This is a genomic window from Calothrix sp. CCY 0018 (assembly GCF_963920925.1).
In the GTDB taxonomy this organism is placed as follows: domain Bacteria; phylum Cyanobacteriota; class Cyanobacteriia; order Cyanobacteriales; family Nostocaceae; genus Rivularia.
Genome location: NZ_CAWUDI010000025.1, coordinates 68,197 through 81,121 on the forward strand (window position 1 = coordinate 68,197; position 12,925 = coordinate 81,121).

General features: G+C 38.4%; 11 protein-coding genes. 4 read left to right on the forward strand and 7 right to left on the reverse strand.

What is annotated here, in order from left to right; genetic code table 11:
* Nucleotides 1-19: 19 nt before the first annotated feature.
* The 4 genes from zds to ACM03V_RS18805 all read right to left on the reverse strand — a co-directional run bounded on the left by zds (nucleotide 20) and on the right by ACM03V_RS18805 (nucleotide 5,787).
* On the reverse strand, nucleotides 20-1,459 hold the full coding sequence (gene zds, locus ACM03V_RS18790) for a 9,9'-di-cis-zeta-carotene desaturase (RefSeq protein ID WP_414622317.1): 1,440 nt from the start codon (nucleotides 1,457-1,459) through the stop codon (nucleotides 20-22).
* A 171-nt stretch (nucleotides 1,460-1,630) separates the two neighbouring features.
* Nucleotides 1,631-1,801, reverse strand: coding sequence for a CopG family transcriptional regulator (locus ACM03V_RS18795; protein ID WP_414622318.1), 171 nt, complete (start codon nucleotides 1,799-1,801; stop codon nucleotides 1,631-1,633).
* Nucleotides 1,802-2,099: 298 nt separating this feature from the next.
* Nucleotides 2,100-3,275 (reverse strand): hypothetical protein, encoded by a 1,176-nt coding sequence (locus ACM03V_RS18800; protein WP_414622319.1) that lies wholly within the window; start codon nucleotides 3,273-3,275, stop codon nucleotides 2,100-2,102.
* Nucleotides 3,276-4,155: 880 nt separating this feature from the next.
* On the reverse strand, nucleotides 4,156-5,787 hold the full coding sequence (locus ACM03V_RS18805; RefSeq protein WP_414622320.1) for a DUF6930 domain-containing protein: 1,632 nt from the start codon (nucleotides 5,785-5,787) through the stop codon (nucleotides 4,156-4,158).
* A gap of 453 nt (nucleotides 5,788-6,240) precedes the next feature.
* On the opposite strand from ACM03V_RS18805, the gene ACM03V_RS18810 reads away from it, so the two are divergent.
* The 3 genes from ACM03V_RS18810 to ACM03V_RS18820 all read left to right on the forward strand — a co-directional run bounded on the left by ACM03V_RS18810 (nucleotide 6,241) and on the right by ACM03V_RS18820 (nucleotide 7,607).
* Complete coding sequence (locus ACM03V_RS18810) at nucleotides 6,241-6,597, forward strand: HesB/IscA family protein (RefSeq protein ID WP_414622321.1); 357 nt, start codon at nucleotides 6,241-6,243, stop codon at nucleotides 6,595-6,597.
* Nucleotides 6,598-6,686: 89 nt separating this feature from the next.
* A complete protein-coding gene (locus ACM03V_RS18815) occupies nucleotides 6,687-7,103 on the forward strand; it encodes a tetratricopeptide repeat protein (RefSeq protein WP_414622322.1) in 417 nt (138 codons plus the stop codon).
* A 258-nt stretch (nucleotides 7,104-7,361) separates the two neighbouring features.
* Entirely contained in the window at nucleotides 7,362-7,607 is a 246-nt protein-coding gene (locus ACM03V_RS18820; RefSeq protein ID WP_414622323.1) for a hypothetical protein, read from the forward strand.
* Between the two features lie 246 nt (nucleotides 7,608-7,853).
* On the opposite strand, the gene ACM03V_RS18825 is transcribed toward ACM03V_RS18820, so the two are convergent.
* A complete protein-coding gene (locus ACM03V_RS18825) occupies nucleotides 7,854-8,774 on the reverse strand; it encodes a TIGR01777 family oxidoreductase (protein WP_414622324.1) in 921 nt (306 codons plus the stop codon).
* A gap of 230 nt (nucleotides 8,775-9,004) precedes the next feature.
* Here ACM03V_RS18825 and ACM03V_RS18830 point away from each other — a divergent pair, with 230 nt between their 5' ends.
* Nucleotides 9,005-9,352: a hypothetical protein gene (locus ACM03V_RS18830; protein WP_414622325.1), complete on the forward strand. Its 348-nt coding sequence runs from the start codon at nucleotides 9,005-9,007 to the stop codon at nucleotides 9,350-9,352.
* Nucleotides 9,353-9,607: 255 nt separating this feature from the next.
* Here the strand turns inward: ACM03V_RS18830 and ACM03V_RS18835 are convergent, their stop codons facing one another.
* Both ACM03V_RS18835 and ACM03V_RS18840 read right to left on the reverse strand, forming a co-directional pair.
* Complete coding sequence (locus ACM03V_RS18835; protein ID WP_414622326.1) at nucleotides 9,608-10,120, reverse strand: FHA domain-containing protein; 513 nt, start codon at nucleotides 10,118-10,120, stop codon at nucleotides 9,608-9,610.
* Between the two features lie 218 nt (nucleotides 10,121-10,338).
* A complete protein-coding gene (locus tag ACM03V_RS18840) occupies nucleotides 10,339-12,738 on the reverse strand; it encodes a heavy metal translocating P-type ATPase (RefSeq protein ID WP_414622327.1) in 2,400 nt (799 codons plus the stop codon).
* Nucleotides 12,739-12,925 lie beyond the last annotated feature (187 nt).

Here is a 12,925-nt window from a genome sequence, read left to right on the forward strand (position 1 = left end):
TTCCCCGTTGCCTAATTCACTACTTTTTCACATTTTCCAAAACAACTTTTGCAGCACGCCTTCCGGAGATTGTTGCACCTTCCATACTATCGATATAATCTTGCTGAGTGTAACTACCCGCAAGAAAGAAATTTTCTACCGGGGTTTTTTGCGAAGGACGATAAATATCCATTCCCGGCGCTTCCCGATATAAGGATTGAGCAAGTTTAACGACACTATACCAGGTCATATTTAGCTCCCGCGACGAAGGAAACAACTCATGTACCTGAGCTAATACGTGTTTGGCTATTTCTTCGTTACTTTTCTTAATAAAAGGATCTCCTGGTGTTAATACCAGTTGCATTAAAGAACCACTTCCTTCTCGGTAATAATCGGAAGGGCTAGTTAATGCCAAATCGGCAAAGCAAGAAAAGTCCGCATCGGGAGTATATAGTAAATTGTCTATACCCGCAGCTTGCTGCAATGAAGAGCGTTTTTGAGCATCCTGCATTTCCGTTACCCAACCATCAAAGCGTAACTGCACCGTAGCAACTGGTACGGTATCTAATTTGTAAATGTTGTCAAACTCAGACCACTTACGCCATTCTAAGGGTAGCAAGCGAGTAATTCCAGGCACATCACAAGCTGCAATGTAAGCATCGGCGGTTATATGTTCTTGGCGATCGCCATTTGCAATTACTAATCCATCTACCTGGGTTACACCTTCAAGTTCTGTAAACTTAACTTGTCGAACTTGCCGACGAGTATGAATTTGGGTTCCCCTAGCTTGCAAATAATTCAAAATTGGTTGATGCAAATACTCTTGGGGAGAACCTTCAAGCATCCGCAGTTGTGAAGCTTCAGTTCTCGCGGCAAATAGCTGGAATATTGTCAACATGCAGCGGGCTGACATATTTTCGCAATCAATAAAACCCAAAGCATAAGCAATGGGGTTCCACATCCGTTCGATACTTCCGTTATTACCACCGTGACTGCGAAACCAATCCGCGAAGCTAACTTTATCTAAGTCGCGGATAGTTTTCATTGCACCGTCAAAGTCAACCAAACCTCGTACAACCGGACTTGTTGCCAGTGCCAGAGAATTTTGTAATTTATCCTGCAATGACAGTTGAGAGGTAGTAAAGAAAGCTTTTAATCCATTGAAGGGGGCACCAGTGAGGAAGCGAAAATCTAAAGCACCAGTTCTTCCACCCCGATTTATAAAGTTATGGATATGCTCTTTCGGACGTAAATTTTCAAATGCACCCACCTTTTTCATCAAATCAAACAGTTGATAGTAGCACCCGAAAAATACGTGCAATCCCATTTCCATGTGATTGCCATCCTTATCAACCCAACTACCGACTTTCCCACCAATAAATGGGCGAGACTCGAAAATTTGGATTTCACAACCGGCATCGGCTAAATCTACAGCACATGATAAACCGGCTAGTCCCGCACCTACGATTGCAACTCGCATTCCGTTTTTTTTGATTCAGTATCTTTTACAGATTGTAACTGAATTAGTGCCCGAATTTCCCATTCACAAAACTTTCGGGCTAAAAAGTGCTGTTTTTTTTGCTTTGTGTTTTAACAAATTTGCTGCTTTAAATTTGATGGTTTTCTAAAATATATCTTCTACATAAATTCCTTACCCTGCCATATCTTGATTTTCAGCCGAGACGGATAAGCCTCGTATTAATTCTCTAATTACATCCGTAGCAGGCCTGCCAGTTTGCTGGCAATATTTTTCCAGTTTATCTGCTTCTTGTGCGGCAAGATTTACTGTTATACGTTTTACAGCCCATTTCTTATTGGTCATTTTGTGGTGTTATCTGCTGTATATTGACATCATGAAAGAGAATCCAAATAAATAATGAGAGCGATAATCCTATCAAAGTTGCTAAAAGTAAACAAGGATTCTTACTAGTACAAAAAGTAAAGTTTAATGTCCTTGTATTGTTCGTGCAAGCAACGAAATATCGATATCATCATTTATGAATTAGTTTTGTAACGGTCGAGCCGGGTAGATTGCTTGCCGACTTAAGATAAACTCAACAAAGCTTTTATCAATCGGTTGGTAGAAGTAAATTTTATAAATTTATTTGAGAGATTTACTGTTAAGCAAATAACGGTTTAGCACTTTTTCTTTGATCGTAAGCATTTAATTCCATACCATAATTATTTTCGCCAAATACTTCAGGGGAAAACATATGCCAAAAAACTTGAAAATATGGCATTAAAGTATTAGCTTGTTCGGTATTGAGGCGCTTGCTAATTTCTTGCCCTAATAGATGCAGCATTTGGCGAATTATTTCCCAACTCACTTTTAAGGTTGGATAAAGCATCATACACAAAGGAAATAGTTCTTGTTGAATGGCAGAAATATTTCTTTCTAAAGCACATACCCACAAGTAGACTTGAAACATTTCCACATCACGGATACTGGAAGTAATCACTTTCTTGCGACTCAAGTTGCCAGAATATGAGCGGTAAGTTGGATACAGCTTAACTACTCTTTGAGTAATACTTTTAGCAATGTCGGTGCTAATGGGTAATAGATGCTGTACGGCACTCAAAGCTAAAGAATCGCAATCATGTTTAGCTGCTGCGGTGTAGGCACGCTGCAACGGCATATATAAGTGGTCATCAATTACTTTAAAGTAATTGCTAAGTAATTTTTGCTCAGTATGAGAAAGTAACTGCAACAGGATTTGGCTGGTGAAGTGAAACTGCATACTTGTAAATCCGATCACTTTAGGATCTTGTTCCGTATATTTCCGTCTTAAGGCTCCCAGAGAAGAACTAATCGCTTTTGTTAACTGATTGGAAGCAAGCTGTTCGGTATATCTTAAAGGAACACCGGACGATAGCGATTTCTGTTTAGCGGTTAATTTAATTACCATAGATGGCTTGCGTGGTGGCGCAAAATTCATGTAAACATCTATTGCTTTTTCATAGATTTTGAAAGAATCTCCTGCAATTTCCCAAGGATCGATCAATTCAGGTTTAATACGATGTCTTTTTACCTCCTTAGATAGTAATTGTTCCGTTTTGTTCCAAGCTTGTAGGCTAACATTTCGCATTGATCCTCTAAGTTTTTGCGCTGTTATTTCTCGTCCGGCTTGAGACATTACTCGATCTAAATCTTGGGTATCAGAAGATTCACCATCGTGGAAATCAACATCAAGGTTCTGCAAATATTTTTTCGCCCATTGCAGTCCCAATGATTCAACAGTGCCATTATTTATTGGCTTTTTATATGAATTTGAATTACTCTCTAAGTATTTGTACATATAAATAAATATTTATAAACATATTTTCTATAAAACTATCAATTTACTGATTTCTCGATTGTATATCTATTTTTTTTAAATAAAATTTCTCTTTACTTAATCTTTAATCAAATCAAAAAAGATTGATATTACTTTTCTTTATGAAGTAATTACACTACTTATGTAAAATCTTTAAATTAAAATAAAGCATAAAAAAGAAATCAATTATATGGCTGACATTATTATATATGGATAAAAAATATTTATAGTAAAGACAAATAGGATCTTCTTTAAGATATTACTAAATACCTCAAGCATATAATCATACTTAACAATATTCACGCATGGATAACGAGATTATAGTCACTGCAAGCTAAGTAGTAATCTTAAATGTATTGTTTGCAATTGTAAATATATAAAAGCTGTTCAAACCAAGTAAAATTTATTCTTCTGCTAAAAATTAGCTATCAACAGAATACTTTCATATTGATCGGAATTTATGTTTTGATAATTAATATTGTCCAATTATTACCTAGACAAATTTATTCTCATTTATTCTGAATGTTTCTTGAGGTAAAAAGTTAAAATTGAGGATCAATAAATATTCAATTAATTGACGTATTCAAAAAAAATTAGACTGTTAGGGCTTATATTGAGTGCCATAATTTTAGCATTTTTGGCATAAAGGTTTTCTAATTGAGGTTACGACCAATACGAAAAAAAGATTACGATATAATTTATTTTTTCTACTCCTTAATTCCCACTCCCTACTCCCTTAAAGTTAAAACCTGTCCAGTCGCTTTAATTTAACGACTCACTCCGTGAACATCACCAGAATAGTTCAAGGAGTTTTGATCTATATTTTTTCTAATATTCAAAAGAATTAAAAGAAAAATAAAAATTAGAACTGAGGCATCAGTTGAAGCGTACCAACACCCAATTCTTTAGGTGATAAATAGCGTGCCTCAAATAAAGCCATCATGTCTCGTAACTGTGGATTACCACGAGAAGCTCCCGTTAATCCTTTGGCGATGATTAGACCGCAATATCCCTTAGTATGTTTACAGCGCTGATTCCACTTTTGTCTCGCTTCGACATGATCTGGATCGTCATCTTCAAATTCACCAAAGAGAAATAGCTCTTGATTTTGAGTTTGTAATAAACCAAGATCGTAATGAGTATTATTAAAAGGATCTGCACCAGGATTAAAACAAATTGCACTAAGTCCACCGTCTTTTTCAATACATTCAATTATAGTTTTTGCCTTTGGACGGGAAGTTTGAACTAATATTACTGGTAAACCTTCACCAGCTTGCGCGACTTCACCGACTTTATGATACTTAGATGTTTCCTGTAAATATTCCGACATTTCCCAAGAAATCATGCCCAAACTAAGGAAAGAGTCTTCCGGGATTAAATCATCCCGTAGCGAAAGACTTGCATTTGAAGCATTGAGCATCATTTCCTCATCATCGTCCTCGAAGCTTGACATTTCCTCTAATTCCGAGGCTAACTGGGGTTGAGTGGCGACAGTAACTGATATTGATTTAGTCGTAGATTCCGAGGAGAGTAAAGGTATACGATAACGATGACTTAAGGATGGAAACAAGCCATTATTTAATTCGACACGTCGATCGCGAATAAAGCGATACAAAGCGGAATAAGCCACTAAAGAAATCAGGGCTTCTTCTTCATATAAAATAGATCGGACACCTTCAAGAGGATGAATGTTGCCAAAAGTAGGGTTGATTTCCGATAACGGGTAATCTGCTAAATCGGTAAATATATCTTCTTCTTCATCACCACTCGTCGCACGTTCAAAAGTCAAAAATAAACAATCTTGTTTGAGAAAAGCTTCTTCTAAATATTCTTGTGAAGAATCTTCTTTTAAAACGGTGGCACGAAAAAACTTAAGGGATTCTTCTGAACGGTAAAGTAAAACTCCATACTCCATACCTAGCATCCCCATTACTGAAGCGTACAGGGTACCAATATCCCATTTATTAATTTCTATCGATAAAATCTGCTGTTCTTCTAAAAATTCCCAAGGTGCTAATTTCCAAATAGCAAAAGCTTTATTTCTTAATATACTGGCGTATTGCGGAGGTAAATCGGGAATTTGATTGTCAATAACTTCTGAAAAACCGCGAAACAACTCATCAATTAACGGTAATTCAGGTATGCGATCAATAACAATATCCACATCTTGCAATACCCCGCGTAAATAAAATTGAATTTCCCTATCTTGGACTACAATTTTCTGAGGACGTGCTGGCTTAGCTGGATTGTGGGGACTTTCTATTCCTCGCATTAAAGTACGAACAACCGCTTCTGGACCTGCTTGGGAATTCACAACATCCATAGAGCGGACAATTCCTTCCGATGCGTCAACCCAAAGAATGCATTCGTTTTGCTCTTGTGAATTTTCCCCGCTCGTGGGTGATGAAAATGGACGGCGATCGCCTTCCCATACAGAAGGAATTTGGGGTAATTTCTTCAGACGACGAATGGTAGAGCGACTTAAACTTGTCATAGAGTAGATTTTTAACTTTTAGCATTCTGTGCAAATTTTATTTTTAGGAGAAGCAAGTAATTGTAAACATTTATGATTCTCCTCTATCAAAAAACTTGAAGACGTTGTCTTCCCGAAAAGCTGGACTGCGAAAATAGTTATATATATATGCCTATCGTTGTTCAATTTTAGAATAAAAACACATAGAGATACTGCAATAATTATTCTATCTGCCCCCTTTATAAATTCGAGAAAAAATCAAACGATTATATAAACTCTCGATTTACAACACTTTTTAATCGGAATTTAAACATTTATTAGCTTCGTTAATGTCGCTAGAATGAATACAAGAACAAAAAATGGCGATCGCGAACCGTCGATGGAACTATACAGCTGTTATAGTTCCCGCTCACAATTCACCGGCTAGAGCCGTATTCGCGATAGTTAAACCATATTATTGGAGTATAAAACCGAATGACACAAGCAACTGATACTCAAAAGCAAGGAATTCTACTAAGCGAAGCCGCATTGCAACAAGTTAAATTATTGCAAGAGCAGCAAGGAAAAGAACTTTGCTTGCGGGTAGGAGTACGTCAAGGTGGCTGTTCTGGAATGTCTTACATGATGGACTTTGAAGACTCCAGTAAAATTAGCGACAACGATGACACCTTTGATTACGATGGCTTTAAAATAGTTTGCGACCGTAAAAGTTTATTATATCTTTATGGTTTGATGCTTGATTATAGCAATTCGTTGATTGGTGGAGGTTTCCAGTTTACCAACCCCAACGCTAACACCACTTGTGGTTGTGGCAAATCCTTTGGTGTCTAAGGAAAATTGGTCAAAGTCCTTTGTGTTTTTTCGTAAATAGTTATTTAATACAAAGGACTTTTGAGAAGAGGAATGATTTTTGTTTTACTATGACTCAAACAGTTGAATCTATATTTGACGAAGCTCTAGAACGTTATAAATCTGGAACCGATGCAGCCGAATTAATTCCAGTTTTTAAAGACATTTGCGATCGCGCACCTCAAAATAGTGCTGCGTGGACTTGTTTATCTTGGCTGTATATGCTCGATAGCCAACCCAAGCTTGCTTCTAAAGCTGCACTAAAGGCTGTAAAGCTAAATCCCCAAGATCCCCAAGCAAGAGTTAATCTGGCTACTGCTATGTTGGAAACAGGTCAAAAAGGCTTGCGGGATCACGTAGAGGTTGCTTCACAGTTAATGATGGTTAATGAGGAATGGCAAGAAGAAATTAAGAATAGTATTGAAGACGGTTTAACTAGAAAGCCAGACTGGAAAAGTTTGGAAAAAGTTAAGAACTGGCTATTCTAATTTAGGTAAAACAAGATTTGCTTTTATCTGTTAGTTACCCTCGATTATAAATCCGGGGCTTCCAGTTTAATTTAGGAAGCCCCAGGATTTTTCATATTTTTTTCTTAATTACCTATCCAAATTCGATATATACGATTACTTCATAGAATGAAGGGAGGTTGAGAACCAGTATTCTTTATTTAGCTTTTAATCCCAGACCTGGCGTTCCTTGTTCCCTAGCTCCTACGAATTATTTACAAATTAAAACGGATTCCATATATGAAAGATAGATTATTAAATTTACTTAATACAGTTTTAGTCGCCGATGTTTTTCTTGTGTTAATCAGCTTTGGCTGGTTTGCTGTAGCAGTAATTGGTCGTAGTACTGGAATACCCCTTGGTTTGGATTTATGGTACAAGCTATGGGAGCCTCTATTTACTCCCGCAATAGGGGTTTTAATGGCTGGTGCGCTTCTGAGTGGTATTATTAGCTGGATTTCTCGTAAGTTAGAAGTTCGTCAGTAACTATTAGGACTTATGCAGCGATGACGTTAGCTCCTAGCGTTCACGCGGAGCGTGCGGCTCAGCGTACCGTAGGTATTGCGTGTTCTGTAAGAAACATAAAGCATAGTGTTCAAGACATTAAAACCCCTCCCCCCAAACCCCCCAAAAAAATAGGGCTTTACGTAATAAGTCCTAGCTATGTTAAGTGGTGCGTTTGCCCCTCACAATACACCCAAACTGTTCCCCGTTCCCTTCAAAAATCTAAAATCACTTGAGGATTTCTTCTAAAGCTGGCTTCAAATCTGAGTAATTGTATGTAAAACCGCTTTCCAAAGTACGTTGGGGTGAAACTTTTTGACCTTCTAAAACAACTACGGCACCGTCACCTAACATTGCTTCAATTGCGAAAGCTGGAACGGGTAGCCAGGAAGGACGATTCATCACTTCACCCATTGTTGATGATAATTCTGCCATGCGAACGGGATGAGGCGCAGTAGCATTATATACTCCTAACATTTCTGGTGTAGTTAGAGCCTGCAACATTAAACTGACTATATCGTCTACGTGAATCCACGAAAACCACTGTTCGCCACTACCTATAGGACCACCTGCAAACAGCTTGAATGGGGTAATCATTTTACCAAGCGCACCACCCATTCCCAGCACAATTCCAAATCGCAAAATTACCAATCGCACGTCGCTATCCGTAACTTTCTGGGCTTCTGCTTCCCAATCCTGACAAACTTGAGCCAGAAAATCGCTACCAGAAGGACTGCTTTCATCAAAAGTGGCGGTTTCGCTGGTACCGTAATAACCAACCGCAGAAGCATTTATTAATACCTTTGGTTTTGTTGGACTTTTAGTAATAGCTTCAACAATTTTTTGCGTGGTTAGCTTACGACTATTCAAAATTTCTTGTTTGCGTTCGGTTGTCCAACGCCCTTCGCTAATAGGTGCCCCTGCAAGATTAACTATACCTTCACAATTGGCTATCTCATTTTGCCAAGAACCTGAATCTGTAGGCGTATAAGCGATAATTTCCACATCAGGATAAGCTAAGGCTGGGAAAAGCTTTCGAGCGCGTTCGGTATCGCGGGTTAATACCAGTATTTTCGTACCTTGTTTTTGCAGTCTTTCTACCAAACGAGTACCAACAAATCCCGTTGCTCCAGTAATTGCGACTTTCATCTTTTTTTTTTGCACCAAACCCCTATTTTACAAGGTTTGAGAACTATTAACTAAATGTCTGGAAGAAAAATCAAACAACGCAAAACAATAAAAATTTTTATTAACAAGCAATTATCAGTAATACTGCCCAAAAAATTGCCATCTTATCTTGTGAATAAATTGTATTTACTTGGATTTTCCGTATTTAGGTATCATAGGATGGACAAATTATTATAAGGCGTGGGGCTACGATGGCTCGCTATACCTGTTCATATATTGTTTCTCTTCCCATAGCTCATCTGCAACCGCTGCTTATAGAGCTTTTACAAGAATGTAATTTAGATGTGCAATATTATACATCCGATTATATTCTGGCACGAGAGGTTCCTGGTAGCGTTCCTTTTTCAAAATTTGTCACCATAGAGGTACTAATTGATAAAAGCACGGCGACTGAAACAGAAACCAAAATGAATTTAGTGTTTAAAAATGAGGAATTACCACTCCAACTTGATAATCACTGCCGACAAGTTTTTGAAATTATTAAGCAAGTAATTGAGGATTCTCGTCACTGGCATTTAACTAAGTCTCTTGCCGGATGAGACTTCTGCTGTTCAAGTTAAAAGTATGATTTTTTCGTTGTGCAGCTAGCAAGAAAAAGGGCTTATTTTTACTTAAACTTAACGGTAATAGTGCATTCGGGTGAATCAACCCAAGTTGTTTGGATGTTTCTTCACCCGTTCCCTTCTACTAAAAAGAAATTTTAGTAATTTCAAGTCGCGTTTATTTATGTAGGAGGAGAATATAAAAGCAGAAGTGCCCAAAAGATTCCCCTCCAAGGAGTTAGTAGCAACTTTCTAATCCTCAGTATCTTCAGTCATACTGGGATTAATCAATGTAATGTCATATTCGCTAGCATCTGTTTGCCCTGTTTGAGTCACATCCCTTTGAAGCAGGTAATAAATAGCCCGTACTTGCGGTCCAAATACAACCTCATCTTCATTTTTTAGATCGTGGGCTGGTATTTTACTACGTCCGTTAATCATCAAACCATTAGAACTAGGTTTGCCTTTGACATCGCCATCTACAATACGGTAATAAAATCGCTTGTCATTGTCACCATTTCTTGGTAGTTTAACCAACGTTGCATGACGACGCGAGACAAATTGCGATACCAAATGAATATCGCAATCACGGTCTCTACCAATAGAATAAAGGGAGTTATCTAAAGTAAATTCTTTACGTCCCTGGTCGTCTTCTATAATCAAGATATGAGTTTCACTCGATTGTACTGCCATAGACTTATCGTTGCTACAATCGGTTGAACTGTCAGCAATCAAGATTCGTTGTTTGGTATAGTTTTTTGCCATTATCGAATCATTCCTCAGTGGTCAGAAGCTGCTATTTGCTAAATAGATTTCAATCCTTGAGTAAAATCGGAATGCTTTACTCTCAGATATGTAAGCAGCTTGAGATAGCATTTCTACAAAATATGTGAGAAACGTAACACAAAACTACTGACTTAGTTTAACCTGAGATGAGCTAAACGAATATTTTTGCTTGCAAATAATACCTCTAAAGGAGGATTTTAGGAATTAAAGTCAAATCTTCTTAACAGAAGGGAGTTAGTAACTACGCTCACGGAACTAAAGGCCATTAAAGCAGCAGCGCCTCCGGGATTCAGAATAAAACCGAGGCTCGGTAATAATACACCAGCAGCTAAAGGAATTCCGAATATATTATATGCGAATGCCCAAAATAAATTTTGACGGATTTTATTGAAGGTAGCTCGACTCAGAGCAATGGCTTCTACAACATCTTTTAATTGATCTCGCATTAGCACAATTTCCGCAGCTTCCATCGCTACATCGGTTCCGGAATGCAGGGAAATACCTACATCTGCTTGAGATAAAGCTGGTGCATCGTTGATCCCGTCTCCTACCATTGCTACTAAAGATTTGGGATGAGTATTTTGCAATGATTCGATTACTGCTGCTTTTTTTGCTGGAGGAATACCTGCTATGGCATCATCGGGATTTAATCCTAATTGTTCTGCTGTAGCTAAAGCGGCTTCTTGGGTATCGCCACTAAGTAAAATTATTCGTAACCCTAAAGAACGAAGTTTTTCTACAGTTGAACGGGCATCTTCTCGTATAGTATCTCTAACAGCTATCAATCCGAGCAAAGTACCGTTAGTTGCGACACCAACTACTGTTTTTCCAGCTAATCGTAAATTTTGAATTTGTTTTTGAATGGTTTCACTAATATCAACGCCATTCAAATTTAGCCATTCCCAACTGCCCAATAGTACTGTAGTTTCTTTCACTAGAGCAGATACGCCAAATCCTGGTTCTGTATGAAAATCACTAGCTGCTGGTATAGATAATTTTTGTTCTGCTGCCGAGGCTAGAATTGCTTTTGCTAAAGGATGTTGGCTGCCGCTTTCCACAGAGGAAGCTAACTCAATTAAGGAATTAGCTGTACTTTTATCGGATATGGGTATACAGTCAGTTACGGTAGGATTACCTGTAGTTAAGGTTCCAGTTTTATCAAATACTATTGTTTTTAATTGATGTACCTTTTCTAAAACATCGCCTCCTTTAATTAACAAACCCCGTTCCGCACCAATAGCAGTTCCCACCAAAATTGCTGTAGGAGTCGCAAGTCCTAAAGCACATGGACAAGCAACAACCATTACGGCGATCGCTAACTTTAAACTAATTAAAATTGGCGAGTAATGAGTTGAAGTTTGCAAGTGCTGCGAATGTGGGGAGGAGTTGAGTACTGTTGATGCAGCGATATCGTGCCAAATATGAGTGCCGATAAAATACCAAAATACAAATGTTAGTAAAGCGGTAGTTAATACGCCGTAGGTAAAGTAACCGGCTACAGTATCGGCTAATCTTTGAACTGGAGCTTTACGAATTTGTGCTGATTCTACTAAACCGACAATTTTTGCTACTGTTGTATTGCCTCCAGTACGGGTTGCTTCCATGACAATTGCTCCCGACTGATTGATGGTTCCCGCACTTACGGTATCTCCCACTTGTTTGAGAACTGGTGCTGATTCTCCGGTAAGCATCGACTCATCAACGGTTGTTTTCCCTTCTACTAGTTCACCATCAACAGGAACTTTGTCCCCCGGAAGTACTTGCAACCATTCGCCAGTATGAACTTGTTCGGCTGGTATTTCAACAATTTCTGCTGCTTGAGCGTTGTTGTTATTTTGATCGGGCTTGGCTATTAATCGGGCGATCGACGGTCTCAGAGATAATAATTCTTGAAATGAAGCAGAAGCGCGATTTCTAGCTCGTTTCTCTAAAGTACGCCCCAACAGAATAAACCCTAATATCATCACGGGTTCGTCAAAGAAACATTCCCAACCCAATTGAGGAAATAGTAAGGCAACTACACTAGCAACATATGCACTAACCGTTCCTAAAGAAACTAAAGTGTTCATGTTGGGAGCATTTCGACGCAACCCTAACCAACCATCTATGAGAATGGGACGACCAGGTATTAATATTGCAATTGTCGCCAATCCAAAGTGAAACCAGATATTTTGCAAAACTGGAATCGTTAAGCCGCTAATATGACCCAAATGTCCGATTCCTGAAAATACCAGCAGCAATACAGCAATTGTCAACTGCCTTCGGGCAGATAGCATTTCTTGCTGCTTCTTCTCTTCAGCTTCCTTTAAAGCTTCAGCGCTATGTTTTTCTCCAAATGCCTTGCGGGGTTTGCTGGGAAATCCTGCCGTAGTCAATTCCTTAACTAAAGCATCAACATCTATAGTCAATTCCTCAGAGTCTACCACTGCTACCCCAGTTGCTAGGTTCACACAGGCATTATCAACTCCTGGGAATTGCGTCAATTGTTTTTCTACCGCTCTGACGCAGCCAGCACATTTCATTCCCTCAACATCAAGGGTAATTTTGTTGATTGCTGCTGGAGTTGCGGTTTTATTTTTGTTCGGTACCAGTTGCATGAAAAATGTTCGGATTCGCTATAAAAATAAAAATGCCATCTGGGACATAGAATTGAATTATTTTTGTCCCTACTTCGAGGGTAAGCGAAATCTTGACTTATGACCGAATATCTCAGGAATGAACTTTTTTATAACTAAGTTTTTATAACTAAATATTTAACTGAATTCTTTGTGTCGATTCCAACGC